The 18,387-nt window shown below is 57.9% G+C and carries 9 protein-coding genes; 6 read left to right on the top strand and 3 right to left on the bottom strand.

Going from position 1 to position 18,387, the window contains the following annotated elements:
- Positions 1 to 331: 331 nt before the first annotated feature.
- From EC9_RS12400 to EC9_RS12375, 6 genes are all read left to right on the top strand, one after another.
- On the top strand, positions 332 to 2,038 hold the full coding sequence (locus tag EC9_RS12400; protein WP_145345603.1) for a BBP7 family outer membrane beta-barrel protein: 1,707 nt from the start codon (positions 332 to 334) through the stop codon (positions 2,036 to 2,038).
- Between the two features lie 348 nt (positions 2,039 to 2,386).
- Positions 2,387 to 4,171 (top strand): C45 family autoproteolytic acyltransferase/hydolase, encoded by a 1,785-nt coding sequence (locus EC9_RS12395; RefSeq protein ID WP_218934768.1) that lies wholly within the window; start codon positions 2,387 to 2,389, stop codon positions 4,169 to 4,171.
- 209 nt (positions 4,172 to 4,380) lie between these two features.
- Complete coding sequence (locus tag EC9_RS12390) at positions 4,381 to 4,971, top strand: nucleoside deaminase (RefSeq protein WP_218934767.1); 591 nt, start codon at positions 4,381 to 4,383, stop codon at positions 4,969 to 4,971.
- Between the two features lie 261 nt (positions 4,972 to 5,232).
- The gene (locus EC9_RS12385; RefSeq protein ID WP_145345599.1) at positions 5,233 to 6,147 is read left to right on the top strand and encodes a dihydrodipicolinate synthase family protein; all 915 of its coding nucleotides are present in this window, start codon (positions 5,233 to 5,235) and stop codon (positions 6,145 to 6,147) included.
- Positions 6,148 to 6,321: 174 nt separating this feature from the next.
- Complete coding sequence (locus EC9_RS12380; protein WP_145345597.1) at positions 6,322 to 6,762, top strand: hypothetical protein; 441 nt, start codon at positions 6,322 to 6,324, stop codon at positions 6,760 to 6,762.
- A gap of 174 nt (positions 6,763 to 6,936) precedes the next feature.
- Entirely contained in the window at positions 6,937 to 9,834 is a 2,898-nt protein-coding gene (locus EC9_RS12375) for a PVC-type heme-binding CxxCH protein (RefSeq protein ID WP_218934766.1), read from the top strand.
- Positions 9,835 to 10,573: 739 nt separating this feature from the next.
- Here the strand turns inward: EC9_RS12375 and EC9_RS12370 are convergent.
- The 3 genes from EC9_RS12370 to EC9_RS12360 all read right to left on the bottom strand — a co-directional run bounded on the left by EC9_RS12370 (position 10,574) and on the right by EC9_RS12360 (position 17,622).
- Positions 10,574 to 12,358 (bottom strand): TolC family protein, encoded by a 1,785-nt coding sequence (locus EC9_RS12370; protein WP_246106096.1) that lies wholly within the window; start codon positions 12,356 to 12,358, stop codon positions 10,574 to 10,576.
- Between the two features lie 432 nt (positions 12,359 to 12,790).
- Complete coding sequence (locus EC9_RS12365) at positions 12,791 to 16,252, bottom strand: efflux RND transporter permease subunit (RefSeq protein ID WP_145345593.1); 3,462 nt, start codon at positions 16,250 to 16,252, stop codon at positions 12,791 to 12,793.
- Between the two features lie 134 nt (positions 16,253 to 16,386).
- Positions 16,387 to 17,622, bottom strand: coding sequence for an efflux RND transporter periplasmic adaptor subunit (locus EC9_RS12360; protein WP_145345591.1), 1,236 nt, complete (start codon positions 17,620 to 17,622; stop codon positions 16,387 to 16,389).
- Positions 17,623 to 18,387 lie beyond the last annotated feature (765 nt).

The following is an 18,387-nucleotide window of genomic DNA, read 5'->3' as shown; positions in this document are numbered from 1 at the left end:
ATTCGAAGGAGGGTTTGGCATCCAGCCTAGATTTCGATCCTGTAAATTGCAAGCGATTGCCAAGGCCGAACGAACGTCAGCCCCACACCATGCCCCTCGCCAATCGCAAAGCATGCAAAATCGATCGCCTCGCAGTTTCTCGCTGCAATCGGGCGAAGCGTTCTAGTCTTCCACGCTTCGCCAGCACCGCCGTGCCAAGTTTTTCTGGGGGCGGCTGCATTTGCTAGCAGATAAACACACCTAGGGAACCAATGCCCGCAGGGGTGTCGATCCCAAGCGACTTCACGTCGAAGCACAAACACTCCCAAACTCCCATACCGGAGCCCAAACCATGGTAAACGCTGTTTCTTTTCGTCGGTTGATCTACACGACGCTGGTCTTTTCCACTTGCTTTGCACTGTCGCTGCCAGCGGACGCCGATTGGGAAGCTGGAAAGTATTGGATGTCGCACTCCGATACCTTCTCTTCGCCTTCGATCTCCGAAGCTGCCCTGCCACCGCGGTATCTGGGGGACGCGGTTGCGGCAAATTCTGGCGAGTCCCTGTCTACGCCGCCGGACGCCCCCGCGCCAGCGACCGACAAAACTCTGCCTCCCCCCGCCTCTTTCGACCCCGCGACCATTCCACGCCTGAGCGAATTGGAAGCGAAGGTGCTGGAAACTCAGGTCCTGACCGAAGCGCAGATCCAAGCGTTGCTGGCTCCCACCCGCAATCAATACCTTTCGCCCAGCTCCTCGGCGCAAGGGAATTCCTGCGAAGTGAATGGTACTTGCCCGCCGTCGGAGACGACCACGCCAGTCGGCAGTTCGACGCAATCTGGAACATGCAACACGGCCGATTCGTGTCCACCACCCCGGTCGCGTCTGCTGCCTCGGCTTCCATCCATCCAAATTACCAAAGCTCCGTCCGCCACGAATTGTCCTCCCATCGCCGCTCCCTGCAATCCACGTTGCTGGGCGCACGCGGAGGTTCTGTCCTGGCGTTTGCAAGGGGATCGTCTGCCGATCCTGGTGACGACCAGCCCCCTTGGTACGGCGCAGGCCGACGCCGGAATATTGGGCCTGCCGACCACCGTCCCGATATTCGGTGGCGATCGATTCGATACGGATTCCCGATTGGGCGGCCGGTTGAACGTCGGCCGCTGGTTGCGTCGGGCCGAAGGGATTGCGGTGGAAGCCGATTTCAGTTTCCTGCCGAAGGAAGACGAGACGCACACTTTCGTCTCGGCCGGCGCTACGACCTTGGCCCGTCCATTCTATGACGTCAATCCGGCCGTCGATGCCGAAGCGGCCGACCTGATCGCGTTTGACGGCGTCGTCGGAGGGCGACTGACGATCGAGATGGAAAGCGAACTGTACACCGGCAGCTTGGGGATGCGCGCTGTCTCGCTGCGGTTCAGCAACGCCAAAACCGGTCGCCGCGTCGATTGGCTCTCCGGGTTCCGGTACTTTCGGCTCGCCGAATCGTTGCAGATCGACGACCTGCGAACCGCTGTCGCAACGCACGCCAGCCCCTACGGGACGCTCGACGTCGGCACGACGTTTGCCAGTCACGATCACTTCAAAACGGAAAACGATTTCTACGGTTACGACTTGGGCGTCAGCATTCAAAAGGAGCGTGGGCGCTGGTTGCTGCGTTCCCAAGCGAAGGTCGCTTTGGGCGTGAACCATCAAGTGGTCGAAAACGACGGTCAACGGACGATCACCCCCACGGTTGGCGCGGCGGTGACTGAACGGGGCGGATTGTTGACAGGTCAGGGGAACGATGGCCAGGTTTCGCAGCAACGATTTGCCGTCCTCCCCGAGGCGCGGATCGAGTTGGGTTATCAAGTGACCAAGCACTTGCGAGCGACCGCGGGCTACCAATTCCTGTATCTCACCGAAGCGGTCCGGCCTGGCAGCCAGGTCGATCGCGCCGCCAACAGCAGCTTGTTGGATGCGGCCGTCGCCGATGCGGGCCCCGTCCGCCCCGGACCGCTGTTTGAATCGGACAACGTCTACGTCCATGGCGGAACGTTTGGATTGCAGTTTTCCTACTGACAACGAACCCAAACGATTGGGGCGGAACGTTGCCGACGCTTCGCCGCCCCCAGTCGCTGCGCTACCACGTAGACCGCCGCCACAGCAGCCTAACGCGAGCCGTCGGCTCTTAATCAAAGAGTCGACGGTCGCGTTTTGTCCGTTTGCCACCGATCCTCTTTTGGGGAAACACCGATGCTCAACATGTACTGACCCTGGAAAAGCTTGACTGGCGCGGTAGCGACCGGTAGGCTTCGGCATTCCGAACCAACCTAATCTTCAGTTCAATGGACGTTTGCAATGACGATACTTCAATCTGTTCGATGGCCGTTCGCGGCGGCCGGGCTGCTCTTCTGTCTCTCCCTGACCATGGTCCCGGCAACGTCGATCGCCGCCAGTCCGGACAGTTTGACCCAGCGGTTGGATCCGTTGTTCGCAATCCTTTCCGGACGCGAGACGCAGTTTTCCGTTTCGGTCGAAGGGCAGATTCCGATCGATGGTAAAACGCAGTCGATCCAATTGCAGTTGACCCGCTACAACGATCAATCGTTTGATCTAACGGCCCATCATCCCGAGTATGCCGTTTCCATCCGCCGCCGCCCCGATGCGACGGCGTTGGCGTTGCCAAAGCATGGAGTCGTTTATATCGGGCGTGGAGAGGTCGACGCGGACGATCATCTGGTGCCGAAAGCGATCGTGTCGCGACTGGTTGGTTCGGGCTGCAAAATCGCTCCCTATCTGGCCGTGGTTTCCAACAGCGACGCGAAATCAACCCTCTCGCTGCTTTCGAACTTCATCGAAATCAAGCAGACCGACAATTCGTGGACGATCGGAGACGATGTCCGCATCGACCCGATCGATAACGACCTCACGGCGCTGCGAATCACCGCGGGAGAGAATCAAGCGATGATTCGCGTCGAAGAACCGGCGGAGATGTTGTCGGTCGACGCGTGGCCCGAGATGCGTGCCGAAACGATCGATCGCAAGCAATTGGAACTGCACTTGGCCCGCGGTGGGCGACGGGCAATGGAGGTGCTGTTGCCGTCGCGCGAATTGACATCGCCCGCAGAACATCCACAAAACGTCGACCATGGCCAACTGCGGTACGTCGACGGACAACGCTTGGTCGTTTTGTCGGGCACTCCCGAACAGATCGGACGCGCCCACGGACAATTGTTGCGAGACGAATCGCAGCGTTGCATCGATTCGGTTCTCTACGCGTTTGGAACCGTCCAAACCGTCTTGACCGGACGCTGGTTCCGCGACGATTTGGAAAAAGCTTACGTTCGGCTGAAACCACACATCCCCGCGGACCATCTGACCGAAACGCGTGCGTTGGCGCAAAGCTTGGGACAAGATCCCGAAGTTCTTGAGGCGTTGAACGTCTTCCCGGAACTGTTCCATTGTTCGGGGTTTGCCCTTTTTGATTCGGCGACCACCGACGGGAAACTTTATCACGGCCGCGTCCTTGATTACATGACAACGATCGGTCTGCAGGATTGTGCGACAACTTTTGTCGTCTCGGTCGACGGCAAGATTCCATTTGCGAACGTTGGTTATGCGGCGTTCACCGGCAGCGTCAGCGGGATGAACAATCAATCGATTTCGCTGGGCGAAATGGGTGGCAAAGGGGAAGGTCAATGGGATGGAGCACCGATGGCGACGCTGATGCGTCGAGCGTTGGAAGAGTGTTCCACGCTGCAGCAGGTCGAAAAACTGTGGACCGATAGCCCGCGGACTTGCGAGTACTATTATGTCTTCGCCGATGGCAAGACAAACGAAGCGGTTGGCGTCGCCGCGACTCCCGAATCGATCGAGTTCATTCGTCCCGGTGAAGGGCATCCGTTGCTGGGTGAAGGGATCGCCGATTCGTTGCTGCTGTCGGCCGGCGGTCGTTTGGATACGCTTCGCTCCCGCGTCCAACAGAACCACGGCCAGTTCGATGCCGAAAAGTCGATGTGGCTGATGAGTCGTCCGGTCGCTATGTCGTCGAATCTGCACAACGTCTTGTTTGTTCCGGCCGATGGCATCTTCTACGTTGCCAACGCCGATCACAAACATCCCGCCGCCGAGCGACCTTACGTGCGATTCAATTTGAACGAATTGCTAACTCCCGCTGCGGCAAACCAACCGAGCACCGTGGCGGCTCCCTGATCCGTCGCTGATCCCAACGACGATCGCGTCAGCGGAAATCGCTGACGCGTTTTGCGGTATCACGCGGCACACGTTAGCGTCCGGTTCTCCATGCAAGCCAACCTGACGCTAAGGGGTGCGAACGAATTCGTCTAAACTCTAATGCGCGATCCCCCAGCGGGGCCTCTCTGCCGCGCAATCTTCGCGACGCCCACCACCGGTTTCATGGAATGATGTCACTCAATTTTTCGATGCCCGACTGGGCGGTCCAACAGATTGCTGCCGAACCGTCCCACTTTCCCGATCTCTCGTCGCGGATGGAATTGGTGATCGGTTATGCCCGGCGAAACTTTCGCCATGCGACCGGCGGCCCGTTTGCCGCGGGGGTCTTCGAAAAGGAATCGGGGCGATTGGTTGCGATCGGTTTGAACCGCGTCGTCCCCTGTCATGCCTCGATCGCCCACGCGGAGATGATCGCGATCAGTCTGGCTCAACAAACGCTGGGGACCTATGACCTCGGCGGGGCCGACCTGCCCGAGCATCAATTGGTCGTCAACGGGCGTCCCTGTGCGATGTGTTTTGGGGCGATCCCCTGGTCGGGGATTCGATCGGTCGCGATCGCCGCCTCGGGCGAACAGATCGAATCGATCACCGGGTTCGACGAAGGGCCGATCCATCCCCACTGGCAACACGAACTGCGTCGCCGCGGGATCGAAGTGATCGAAGAGGTGATGGCTGACAAGGCCTGCCAGATGTTTCGTGACTTTGTCGCCGCAGGAGGCGAGATCTACAACGGCCGCCGAGACGCTCCGGCGACCTGAACGTTGGCGAGTGGGCGACCGATTTGATTGAAACGCAGAGGCGCTGAGTTCGCAGAGGTTTTGTCGTGGGAACGTCGGCCGGCTGCATTGCTTGTTCGCTTATAAATGGCTAACGCCTTCTCTGCGGCTCTGCGTTAATATTCCCTTTTGCGGCGCGCGGCGATTCTTTGGGGGCCTCCCAGGGCCGTTGCATCAAAGCGAGATCGCGTTCATATTTTTCATTCCCCCAATCTATACCCAACGACGACGGACAGAACCGCTATGCAAACAACTCCCGTAACCTACGAAAACCTTCGCGATTCGATCATCGCTGTTCCACCGTTGTGCCGCGACGCGGACTATCGGATCTGCAAAACCGAAAACCAAAAAGTCGTTCGCCACATCGAAGCGGGAGGTGTCAGTTCGTTGCTGTACGGTGGGAACGCCAATTTGTATCACGTTCGGGTCAGCGAATTTGCCGACCTTTTGAACACGTTGTCGGAGATCGCCGCCGATAACACGCTGGTCGTTCCGTCGGTCGGACCGGCGTATGGAATGATGATGGATCAAGCCGACATCATCCGCGATACCAAATTCCCGACCGTGATGGTCTTGCCCGCCGAAGGGGTGATGACCGAACAGGGATTGTTGCGCGGGTTCCGCCATTTTGTCGAAGCGATCGGTCGCCCCGCGGTCCTCTATATCAAACGCGAAGGCTACATCTCGCCCCAAGGGGCGGCCAAATTGGTCGACGACGGATTGGTCTCGTTCATTAAATACGCGATCGTTCGCGACGATCCCTCGGTCGATCCGTTCCTGACCGAGCTTGTCGATTGCGTCGATCGCAAGCTGATCGTCAGTGGGATCGGGGAACAACCGGCGATCGTCCACTTGAAGCAGTTCGGAATCACCGGCTTCACTTCCGGCTGCGTCTGTGTCGCCCCCGGCCTTTCGCAGCAGATGTTGCAGGCACTGTATGCGGATGACCTGGACAAAGCCGAATCGATTCGCCAAACGTTCCTGCCGTTGGAGGATTTGCGAAACGAGATCAATCCGATCCGCGTCCTTCACCAAGCTGTCGCATCGGCCGGGATCGCCCAAACCGGACCTCAGATCCCGTTACTCGACGAGATCGATCCGGCCCGCGTCGATGAAATTCGCGATGCAGCGTCGGCGTTGATGGCTGCCGGGAAATAGTCCCTGCGGCATGGCGGCCTCCCCCACGGCAACGACGGTCCGATTCCCACATTGGCTGGCCATCGGTATTCCACGGGGTATACTCGGTGTAAACAATTCTGGCGGCGGACCGGAACGCGACCTTGTTTCGCGTCGGGTTCTCCCCGCGATTCCAATGGCAGTGAGTTTGCTCCGATGAAAACAATCGTCCCTACATTGATCGCCGCGGTTCTTGTCCTGTCGAGTTCGGCAATCGTCGGTGCACAGACCGCAAAAAAGGCAACCGATGAAGAACTGGCGGCCCTGTTGATCGGCAAGTGGCAGGTGGAGTTCGAGGACAAGGAAACCAAACGCAAATCGATCGGCTGGACCGTCTATGCCAAGAACGGCTTGGCCGCGTCGCGATCGATCACCAAGGTGGGCGACAAAGAGGTCAATTTGGTTCTGCAAGCGAAGTGGTCGATCGATAAGGGAGTGCTGACGACAACGATCACCAAATCGTCCGACCCCAAGTTGGTCAAAGTCGCATCGGTTACAAAAGATCGCATCGTTTCGATGTCCAAGAAGCAGTTCCGATACATCGATCGGGAAGGGAAGACGATTACGGAAATTCGTGTTCCGAACGACAAGCCTTAGCGCGCTGCGGGTTGGAGCTGCTAGAATGTGGACGATTGTTGCATTCGTCTCCCACCTCGAATCCGCCAAGCCCACCCTATGTCCCACCTGCTTAAGTTTTCGCCGCTCGCTGTTGCGCTTTTGTTATCTGGAACCTGCACCGCCCAACAGGAGAGTGTCCGCGGTAACGAACCGATGACACCTCAAGAATCTGCCGCCCAGTTCCAGATCCACCCCGATGTTCAAATCGAATTGGTCGCTTGCGAACCGCAAGTTGTCGATCCCGTCGCGACGGCATTCGACGATCAAGGCCGGTTGTGGGTCGTCGAAATGCGAGACTATCCGTTGGGCCCCGCCGACGGACAACCGCCGCAATCGCGGATCCAATTGCTGCGTGATCGCGACGGCGATGGCTTCTACGAACACGCGACCACCTTCGCCAACGAATTGATTTTTCCGACCGGGATTCAACCTTGGCGTGGTGGCGTGATCGTCACCTTGGCGGGCAAGGTGATGTTCATGGCGGACACCGATGGCGACGATGTTTGCGACCATCGGGAGACGTGGTTCGAAGGCTTCATGCAAGAGAACACGCAACTGCGTGCAAACCATCCCGCCTTAATGCTCAACAACCAAATCCATGTCTCCAACGGACTGCGTGGTGGTACGGTCAAAAGCACGGACAAACGATGGGGACCGGCCCCCGGCCAACCCGACCCGCTGCCGTTGCAAGGCAAGGACTTCGCCTTCGATGCGTTGGGGGGAACGTTCACCGGGATGCCTGGAAATGGCCAGTTTGGTTTTTCGGAAGATGATTTCGGCAACATCTTCCTGTGTACCAATCGCAATCCCTGCATCCACGTCGTTCTCAATGGCGACATCATCGCGTCGGATCCGTGGTTGACCCCACGCGACGCGGTTCATGATGCAGTGATCGCCGGCGAAGCATCACGCGTCTATTCGTTGGCTCAGGCCTGGACGACGTCCAACCTGCACGCCGGGCAATTCACCGCCGCGTGTGGCGTCCACGTCTTTGGCGGCACCGCGTTGCCGGGTGAGATGCTGAACAACTCGTTCACCTGCGAACCGACCGGATACTTGGTACAACGCCAAGTGATGCGTCCCGATGGACTCACCTTCGCCGCAAAACGTGGGCGTGAAGGGGTCGAATTTTTGGCCAGCCACGACGCTTGGTTCCGCCCCGTCAATCTGAACTCCGGTCCCGACGGCGCGCTCTACGTCGTCGACATGTATCGCGCGGTGATCGAACATCCGCAATTTGTTCCTGTCGAATTGAAGAATCGTCCCGACCAGCAATGGGGGAACGATCTCGGTCGCATTTGGCGAATCACTTCCAAATCGAAACCGACGGCCGATTCCAACGCGGCGTCAATGGATTGGCAAACCGCCGATGCCGCTGCTTTAGTCGCTGCCTTGGATCACTCGAATCGATGGCACCGCACGACCGCTCAACGTTTGATCCTGGAACGTTTGTCGACCGATGCGGCAGCCTTTACCACCGACCTTCGCGAGACAGCCAAATCAGCCCAAACGCCTGCGGGCCGAGTGCGTGCGTTGTGGTTGCTCGACGCGACAGCCAAATTGTCCAAGTCCGACGCGTCCGTTGCCGCCGCTTTCCAAGAGCTGCTGGCCGATGTAGCGCAACACGATTCCGATTTCCGCGTCCGCCGTCAGGCGATCGAGTTGTTGGACCAAGAGAATCCAAAATTCGCCACCGCGATGGAAGCGGCGCTCGCCACATCCGATCCGGTTCTGCAGGCGGTCGCGTGGCGACGTCTGGTGCTGTCGACCGGAAAACCGGTCGCCGTTCCAGCCGAACTGTTGGCATCGGCTTGCACCGACTCGCGGTTGCGAGCCCATCTGATGGTCCCCGCCGTCGACGGGCAGTGCCTGCAAACGCCAGTCCTGTTGAGTCTGTTGCAGCAGCGTGAATCGATGGGGGATCGAAAGATCGAACCCCTGTCGATGGAACTAGCCCGACGGGTTGGATACTACGCGCCGCCCGCTGAAATCGCCAAGGTATTGGATGCGACCGGTGCCGATCGATTGGGAATGCAGATCGTCCGCGGGCTGCACGAAGGTGTCGGTCGTGCGCGAAAGAACTGGTCGAAAAGTATCGCCATCGATGGCCAAGTCCATCCAGGTTTCGCCCGAATCCAAGCGTTTGCGAAATCGATCGCCAGCGATGAGAACGCTGCTGCGAGTTCCCGAACCGACGCGTTGAACATCGTCCGATTGGACCGATCCGACGAGACGACCGAGATGCTGGTAGCGCTCTTCGAATCGAGTGCGCCGACCTCTGTTCGCAGTTCGGCGATCGAGGGACTGGCCGCCGTTGGCGATCCCGAATTCGCCTCGCGGATTCTTAGCGATCCAGGCCGATTGCCGCCGGCGCTATTGCGGACCTGTGTCGCGTCGCTGCTGCGTCGCCCCGAATGGACCGCCAAGATGCTCGACGCATTGGAAGCTGGCACGCTGGCTCCCGCCGCGATGGACCTCTCGCAGACCAACCGGTTGCGGAACCACAGCGACAAGAAACTTGCAGCCCGCGCCCGCAAGCTGATGGCTTCGTTGTCGGCCGATCGCCAAGCGGTGATCGATCGCTACAGCAAAGCGATCGCGGGGGAAGGGGATTCGCATGCGGGGAAACTGATTTTCGCCCAACAGTGCGCCGCCTGCCACGTGATGCAAGGGAAGGGGCACGTCGTCGGTCCGGACATCTCCGACAGCCGCACCAAGACGCCCGAACAATTGCTCGTTTCGATCTTGAATCCTGGTGCGGCGATCGACGCCAACTACTTCCGTTACACCGTCGTCACCATCGACGGACAGGTTCAGGACGGATTGCTTGTCGAAGAGACAGCCGATGCGATCACGCTGAAGCAAGCCGAAGGAAAACTGACAACGATCGATCGCGAGGATATCGACCAAGCGCGGACGACCAGCGTATCGTTGATGCCAGAAGGGTTTGAACAACAGATCAACCCGAAACAGATGCGCGACCTGATCGCCTACATCAAAAACTGGCGTTACCTCTCCGGTGCAATCCCCGGTGTCGCCACCGGCGAATAAAACGTCGCCGAGACGTTAGAGACGCAGACCGAGCAAGTGAAACAAGCTCGCCCCGATTGTGGGTACGCCAAAATCGGGCTCGGTCTGCATGTATGCCACCGAACTCGCTTCGTCCCCATCCCACCTCTCGGTCGCGTCAATTGACGCGACTGGAAACCGAACTCGGCCTCTGCGTTGCTCGCATTCACAATCGTGGATGATCTAACGCCGTGCAATCGATAGAGGTCTGATGGATTCCGTTGCTTCTACCATGGAGCGGAAAGATATGGCCAACGGTTAATGATTTGGTGGGGGCACGTCGCGTACTCGGTAAAACGCAATGCCGTCCACTACGTCCCTCCGCTAATTCTTGCGACGGTCCGAGGCTCCTTCGTTGAACGGTATTGCGGTTAAACGAGTGGCGAGGTTTCGCTGCCGGAAGTCGTTTCACAGCGTCCCGATCGGGCGCAGTCGTTTAACCGCGTGCCCATCGGGCCGCGCATCCAACCGAAACGACAACTCAGAAACGCGCGGGGTGATGCCCATGCGGTTAAACGCAATACCGTTCAACGAAGCGTAGTGGACGAGGCTACGAGTCCTTTTGCATCAGACCAAATCGCTGGGACTCGTAACCTCGTCCACTACGTCCCGCCGCCAATTCTTTCCACGGTCCGAGGCTCCTTCGTTGAACGGTATTGCGGTTAAACGCGCGGCTAGGTGGGCTCGCGGTCCAACGATTTTTGCGAGATGGGCGATCGGGTCAATTGAAATTCGCGGGTGCGCCGCCGCTGCCGCCGAGTGCTTGGTAGGCAGAGATCGTCGCCGACAACTGTTGCTGCTTGATGTCGATGATCAGCATCTTGGCTTCCATCATCTCGCGTTGAGCCAACAGGACTTCGACATATTCCGCTCGAGCGTTTTGGAACAACTTGGTGGCGCTGTCGACCGAAGCTTCCAACGACGCCAATTGCTGCTTCTTGATCTCAATACTCTTGCCGTAGTTGGATACCTTGGTCAGTTGGTTGATGACTTCGGTGTAGGCGTGCAGAACGGTTTGTTGGTAGTTGTAGACCGCCTGCAGTTGCTTGGCGTTTGCAGTTCGATACGCCGCCTGGATCGCTCGCTTGTTGATCAACGGCGCGACCAGATCGCCGCCGATACTGTAGATCAACGATTCGGGCGTACGGAACAGATACCCGGCAGCGAAGGCTTGATAGCCTACGCCGGCGTTGAGATTCAACGATGGATAGAAGCGGGCTTTGGCGACTTTGATGTCCAGGCCGGCAGCTTGCAGTTCGCGTTCGGCTGCGCGAATGTCGGGGCGATTTTGCAACAGTTGAGCCGGGACGCCGGCGCTGATCGATTGAAGCGTCAGGTCGATGTATTCGACTGACATCCGTTGAACGTGCTGCGGGTAGCGACCGACGAGGAAGTTGATGCGGTTTTCGACCTCGACGATCTCTTGCTCGATGATCAACTTTTCGCTCTGGTTCTTTCGCACCTCCGCTTGGAACCGTTGGACCGCTAGCTCGGTACCACGTCCAGCTTCCTTCATCGCATCGGCGGTCTTGAGACTGTTCTGCTGGATCTCGATCGTCTTGTGGAGCGTCATTAAGCGGTTGTCGAGCGCCAACAGTTCGTAGTAGTTCTCGGCGATCTCAGCGACCAAGCCGGTAACGACATAGTTACGTCCCTCTTGAGTGCTCAGGTACCGCATCGCCGCGGCGCTTTGTGCGTTCCGCAGCTTCTTCCAGATGTCCAACTGCCAAGAGACGTTGGCACCGACCAGGAAGTCGGGCAGGGGATCGGGGAAGCCGCGTCCGGGGGCGACTTCCAGTTGATCTTCGACTGCACCGGCACGCGTGTGCTCGCCCGATTTCTCCAATCCAACTCCGGCACCTACATCGACAAACGGACGGTATTCACCGCTGCGGGCATAGGTCTCGTTGCAGGCGATCTGAATCTCTTCGGCGAGGATCCGAAGTTCCTGGTTGCCGACGAGCGCTTGATCGATCAGGCCCGCCAGGAAGGGATCGTCGAAGAACTGATGCCAGTCGAATTGGCCGGAGTTCTCGCCGGTGTTAGCGAGATCAAAACTGTCGACCGCGGGCATCGCAGCGGGAGCGAACAGGCTGATCGGATCGTCGGCGGCTTGGGATACTACCGATTGATCTTCCGAAGGCTTTCCATGTTCATCTTGGTTCTCGGTCTTATCTTTGTCGTCCGACTTGTCTGGTTCGATTTTAGTCGCTTGGCGAAGGAATCCAGCCAGCCGAATCAAGCCGCCTTCGGAGGGCTTCGACTCTTCGGTCGCGTCGACCGTTGGGGGCTCGGTCGGGATCGCGGTTGCGACATCCCAGTTGACACTTTCGCTGCTCGTCGAAGCGGGGCGAGTGTAGGTTTGGGGCATCGCTTGTCCCGGCTTTGCACCACGGAGCTGAGGGATCCCACAGCCCGGTTGCACCATCACGGCGCCAGTGATAATTGCAGCGATGAGAGCACGCTGTTTGAGCCGTGATTTGGAGCGTTTATCAGATCGGTTCATCGGTCTTTTCCTTGACATCCTGATCCAGGATTTTTAGCCCCCGGTTGCTAACCACTTCCTTGTGGCTCAAACATGTAGTCGTCGCACTTCCGAACGTCAGCAATACTTTTGCCGCGTCGGATTGTCCAATCGTCGCCGGTCGCGGCGTCTGCAAAATCATGCAGATCCGAACGACCCGCATTACTTCTATTTTCGACAGTCGTTCGGCGCCACCTTTACCAGTTGCAAGGGGAAGGCATGCGAGCCGGAAAAACGGCACAAAGTACCATCGGTATTTCCTCAAGTTGTTCGATTCGTCGGCGCAGCCGCCACCGCCGGCCGGGGACCTGCGTCCATGGCGGCGCTAATTTGATACGTTCCACACGGCTATTACCTAGTCCGCGCCGGCTTGCGTTTCCGCAGCGTCCTCGTCGTCTATCCCATTACGTCGACCTAGGCATTGGGCTCCGGATGGTTCAGCGAACCGTGTTCAATCCGCTCACTCAGCGGCTGATCCGATTCGTCTTTCAACAATTTTTTGCCATCAGCCAGCTTGGCAAAGATGTAATAGAGTCCTGGTATCACCAGCACGCCGGCCAGCGTCCCCATCAGCATTCCACCGGCGGCTGTCGTACCGATCGTGCGGTTTCCGATCGCTCCGGCACCGCTGGCGCGGACCAACGGAACCATGCCGACGATGAATGCAAATGAGGTCATCAAGATCGGGCGGAAACGCAAGCGTCCACCCTCGATACCCGCCTCGGCAATCGAAAGTCCATCGTGGCGGCGTTGGACCGCAAATTCGATGATTAGAATCGCATTCTTTCCCAACAGGCCGACTAACATCACCAGACCGATTTGGCAGTAGACATCGTTGGACAATCCCATCGCCTTCAGCAATGCGAAAGCGCCGAAGATGCCGACCGGCAACGACGTGATCACGGCCAGCGGCAGAAGAAAACTTTCGTATTGCCCGACGAGAACCATATAGACGAAGACGACGACGATCAAAAAGATATAGACCGCCGTGTTCCCCGCGTTGGCTTCGTCGTAAGCAAGCCCCTGCCAGTCGATGCCAAAGCCTTTGGGGAGCGTTTCGGCGGCAACCTCTTTGATCGCCGCGATCGCTTCACCACTGCTGTAACCCTCCGCCGGTGCACCTTGAATCGGAGCGGTTGGATATAAGTTGTAGCGGCTGATCTCGTTCAGCCCCTGCTTCTTCTTGATCTTCATGAACGCGGAATAGGGGACCATCTCATCGCGATCGTTTTTCACGAACATGTTGTCGAGGTCTTCGGGATATCTGCGGAACTCCGGCGCCGCTTGCACATAGACTTTGTAGAACTGGCCGAAGCGGACAAACCCCTGTTCCCATGTGCTGCCGACGACGATCGATAGATTGTCCATCGCATCGCGAATCGAAACACCCTTCTGCATCGCCACGTCGTTGTCGATGACGATCTCGTACTGCGGGTAATTGGAGGCGAAGAAGGTGAATAGACCTTTGAGTTCCTTGCGTTTCCCCAACGCTTCCATGAACTTGTCCGTCTCTTCGCCAAGCGTCTGGTAATCGCCGCTGTTTGTCTTATCGAGCAGGTTTACCGAGAAACCGCCGGCGGCACCAAAACCTGGTACGGCGGGAGGCTCAAAAAACTCAAGCTTCACGTTGGCGATGTCCGCTCCTCTTTTCTCCAGTTCCTCGATCACTTGCCGGGACGTGAGTTCGCGATCGGCCCAAGGGTTTAAGTTGATAATACAGGTTCCCGCGTTGGAGCCCCGCCCTTCGGTCAGCACCTCGTAACCGGCGATTGAAGAGACGGAAGTGATCTCGTCCATCTGGTTGCATATTTTCTGTAGCTCATGACATTTGGCGTTGGTGTATTCGAGCGTCGAACCGGGGGGCGTCTGCACGATGCCATAGATCATCCCCTGGTCCTCCAGCGGAATAAATCCAGTCGGCAAGACCTGCGTCACGGTGAGAATCCCATAGACAAATCCGCCCACGACGCCCATCGTCAAGATCCGACGCGGGATGATCCGCCGCAGGATCGCGGCATAGCCACCCGTCACATGTTCCACGCCACGGTCGAACAGATGCAAAAAGATCCCCAACGGTCCCCGCTTCTTCTCGCTGCCGTCGCTTCCCGAAAACATCGCACGGAACGAAAAGATCGATAACAAGGCGACGCCGCCAACGAGGATCCAGGTGCGAATCGGCGTCAGTTCGATCTGCTCGGAGATCAGTTCGTGGACGAAGTGATTGTGAAGCAGCGCGTACAGCCCCGTCCCAACGCACAGGCCAAGTAGCGTGCAGAGAAAACCGCGGATGAGAAAGGCGTAGCATCCTGCGACTTTTGATAGGCCACGATTGATCAGTCCGATCAGCCCACGTTGTTGTTCGTGATCGGCGTGTGGTTTCAGGATCATCGCGCACAGCACGGGGGTGAGCGTCAGCGCGACGACACCGGAGATCACGATCGACATCGCCATCGTCAACGCAAACTGGCGATAGAAGACGCCAACCGGTCCGGTCATGAAAGTCACCGGGATGAAGACCGCGGTCATCACCAACGTGATCGCGATGATCGCTCCGCTGATCTCATGCATCACCTCCTGCGTCGCTTGATAGGGGCCGAGGTGTTTGGTGTGCATCTTTTCGTGTACCGCTTCAACGACCACGATCGCATCGTCGACCACCACGCCGATCGCAAGGACCAACGCAAAAAGCGTGATCAGGTTGATCGACATGCCAAACATCAGCATGAAAAAGAACGTACCGATCAACGATACCGGAACGGCCAGCGTGGGAATCAACGTGCTGCGGACATCGCCGAGGAACAGGAAGACGACAAGCGAAACGAGGATGAACGCTTCGAACAGCGTGTGCAGTACCTTTTCGATCGATGCGTCGAGAAAGTTGGAGACGTCGTAAGTGACGGCATAGTCCATCCCCGGCGGGAACGATTCCTGCTTGATCTCTTCCACCTTCTCCTTCACCTTCTCGATCACCTCCGCCGCGTTGGAGCCCGGGGTTTGCTTGAGCACGATCGCAGCGGATGGCAAGCCGTCGATATCCGAATAGAGGTCGTAGAAGGAGGATCCGAGCGAGACTTTTGCCACATCCTTGATCCGCAGGATCTCTCCTGCGGAATTGGCTTTGAGAATAATGTCTCCGTACTGTTCCGGTGTGTCGTAACGCCCGATCCAGGTCAACACATACTCTAGCGTTTGTGAAGTTTGCCCCGTCGCTTGTCCCAGCCTCCCCGGCGATCCGATCAAACTCTGATCGGCGAGCGCTTCCATGACGTCTTCCGCGTCGACCTTATAAGCACGCATCCGGTCGAGATCCAATTCGACTCGCATGGCGTAGGCGCGGTTGCCAAGAATCGTCGCGCTGCCGATGCCGGGAATCCGTTTGATCTCGTTGAGTACGTTGACGGTGGCGTAGTTGTAGAGAAAGTTTTGGTCGACGTTTGGATCTTTGCTGAAGACATTCACATACATCAACATGCTGGTCATGTTCTGCATCACGATGATCCCTTCCCGCTCCACGATCGGGGGCAGGTTGTTCTTGACCATCTGGACCCGATTGTTGACGTTCATCACCGCCACGTTCGGATCGGTCCCCGGTTCAAAGATGACTTGGATCGTTCCCTCGCCGGCACTCGTCGCATCTCCCAGCATGTATCGCATGTTGGGAACACCGTTGATCGCCTGTTCGAGAATCACCATCGTCGAATCGATCAGGATCTTGGCACTCGCTCCAGGATAGGAGACCGAAACGCGGACGCTCGGCGGCGCGACCGAGGGGAATTGTGAGATCGGCAACGTGACGATCGCCAGTCCGCCCATCAGCAAGATCAGCAGCGAGACGACGATGGCCAAGGCTGGCCGATGCAAAATTTTCGCGAACATAATCGGAGGTTTTCTTTTCCGGCGATCCAGCGAAGCCGATCGCGAGGGGCCTGGGTTCAGCACAACGCGATGCTGTGCGTTGGCGAACCGCGTTGGATGTTTAAACGGGGATGAACGGCGCGAGGTGGCGGCCGTTATTCGGCGTGGTGTTTCAGATTCCGAAGGACATCTTCGGGGTCTTGGAATTCGTATTCCACGCGATCGCCGTCGCGGACTTGGCGGATCCCTTCGAGCACGATCTTGTCGGTCGCCGAAAGCCCCTCTTTGATCAAGAAGATGTCGTCTTGTTCGCTCTGGATCGTGATCTCGCGTTGGTGAACCACGTTGTCGTCATCCACAACAAACGCATATTTCTTGGCGAGGATTTCGTAGGTCGCACGCTGAGGAATCACGACAGCTCCGTTGACCACGCGGCTCAGCAGTACCGTGCCGGTCTGACCGTGCCGCAACAGATGGCTGGGGTTGGGGAAGTCGCCGCGGAAGGCGATGTTGCCGGTTTCGTTGTTGAAGTCGGCTTCGATCGCTCCGATGCGGCCGACCTGCGAAAACTTGTTGCCGTCGGCGAGAAGCAGTTCGACTTTGACATCGTCTTTGTTCGAATCGGCTTGGTAGGCGAGGTATCTCGCTTCGGGGACGTTGAAGTAGGCCCACATCACGCTGTTATCCGACAGCGTTGTCAGCATCGCCCCCTCCTCGATCAGACTGCCCAGTTGTTCGTATTGTTTGTCGACGATGCCGTCGAACGGGGCTTTGACGTTTGCAAAGTCCAGCTCCGCCAACGCGAGATTGACTTTCGCTTGCGCCTTCGCCAACTTGGCTCGAGCCAACGCAACCTCCGGCATCGCGACGATGTTCTGGTGATACAGCCGTTCGGTGTTTTGTAACTCGATCTGAGCCAATTGAGCCTCGGCCTGATCCGATTCCAATCTCGCTTGGTAGAGCGTCGGCAGGATTTTGAACAACAGATCCCCCTGCTTCACGGCTTGCCCTTCGTTGACCGCGATCCGCTCCAGATAGCCCCCTTCGAGCGCTTTGACCTCGATGTGACGCCAGGAGTGAATCTGGCAGACGTATTGCTGAGTGCTGACAACATCCTTGGCGATCGGACTGGTGACGACGATCTTGTGCACCACGTGATGCCCGCCTTCGGCATGCGCTTCGGTGGCGTGTTCCGACGCCTGGTGCGAGCCTTCGGCGTGTGCCGTTGGATGACTCGCCGCACCGTGGGGATGCGCGGAGGCTGGAACTTCGGCCAGCGGAGCTCCGCCGTGCAGCACCGTATCGCGAACCGCCACGACGTTGTCACAAGCGGGGACGCAAAGGATCAGCGGCACGATCCAAATGATGGCGGGAACATTAAACGTTTGCATTGTCTCGGCTGCGCTTTGTGTTGTTCGGAGAGTGGAAGCGTTTTTGCATACGCAATCACAATCGAGGACTTTGCGATCGCTTCGGCTTCCCCAGATAAGGAAAAACTTATGCGTTAGTTGTGGAATCGACGGCGCATAACAGGTAGCGAAATCGCGTCTTCCGCCGATCGCCACTCCGCGGGGAGAGTAGCGATTTGAGGGCTGGGATGAACTCGCACGGCCTTAACGCACATAGCGTGCCAAAGCGGGGTAGCGGCAGTTTGGAGCGAGCGTTTCTCGCCGCGATCCGCTAGCGAATCTGCAACGCTTTGCAGCGTGCAGGGGCGGATCGATTTGCACAGCGTGCAAATCGTTGCACCGCCGTCACTTCCGCATCGGAAAGCAGCATGACGGCGAGCAGCATCGCGTTCTTGGAACCGCTGGGACAAACGCGTCATACGGCACAATGGCGAACGATAGAAAACGGCCCACACGATCCGAGAAGCGACCATCCCCCGGCCCCCCCTTCCACAGCAAACGGCAACTCGCCGCGCATTCATAATCCGCAGCGCCAATTTTTTGACCGGTGTAGCGATCGAGTTATCTCGTTTGCAGGGCAAACGACAACCTTCATTCCTTTGGCAAAACCGCCAGCGATGCCGTGAGTCTCGGAGGGGCAACTGGCAGGATCGCGATTGACAACGCTCGGCGTTTGGTGGAATCGGATAGGAAAACGAAGCGTTGTAGCGTCCTCAGGGGAAGAGAACACAATGGGCCGCGAACGCG

Source organism: Rosistilla ulvae (assembly GCF_007741475.1).
Classification (GTDB): domain Bacteria; phylum Planctomycetota; class Planctomycetia; order Pirellulales; family Pirellulaceae; genus Rosistilla; species Rosistilla ulvae.
The sequence above is the reverse complement of the archived record's forward strand: the minus strand, read 5'-3'. Positions and strand labels throughout refer to the sequence as shown.

Bases quoted from the DNA above. Each gene is read 5' to 3' on its own strand.
- EC9_RS12375 (WP_218934766.1), top strand. From the start codon at position 6,937: ATGACACCTCAAGAATCTGCCGCCCAGTTCCAGATCCACCCCGATGTT.
- EC9_RS12365 (WP_145345593.1), bottom strand. From the start codon at position 16,252: ATGTTCGCGAAAATTTTGCATCGGCCAGCCTTGGCCATCGTCGTCTCG.
- EC9_RS12385 (WP_145345599.1), top strand. From the start codon at position 5,233: ATGCAAACAACTCCCGTAACCTACGAAAACCTTCGCGATTCGATCATC.
- EC9_RS12360 (WP_145345591.1), bottom strand. From the start codon at position 17,622: ATGCAAACGTTTAATGTTCCCGCCATCATTTGGATCGTGCCGCTGATC.
- EC9_RS12390 (WP_218934767.1), top strand. From the start codon at position 4,381: ATGATGTCACTCAATTTTTCGATGCCCGACTGGGCGGTCCAACAGATT.
- EC9_RS12380 (WP_145345597.1), top strand. From the start codon at position 6,322: ATGAAAACAATCGTCCCTACATTGATCGCCGCGGTTCTTGTCCTGTCG.
- EC9_RS12370 (WP_246106096.1), bottom strand. From the start codon at position 12,358: ATGAACCGATCTGATAAACGCTCCAAATCACGGCTCAAACAGCGTGCT.
- EC9_RS12395 (WP_218934768.1), top strand. From the start codon at position 2,387: ATGGTCCCGGCAACGTCGATCGCCGCCAGTCCGGACAGTTTGACCCAG.
- EC9_RS12400 (WP_145345603.1), top strand. From the start codon at position 332: ATGGTAAACGCTGTTTCTTTTCGTCGGTTGATCTACACGACGCTGGTC.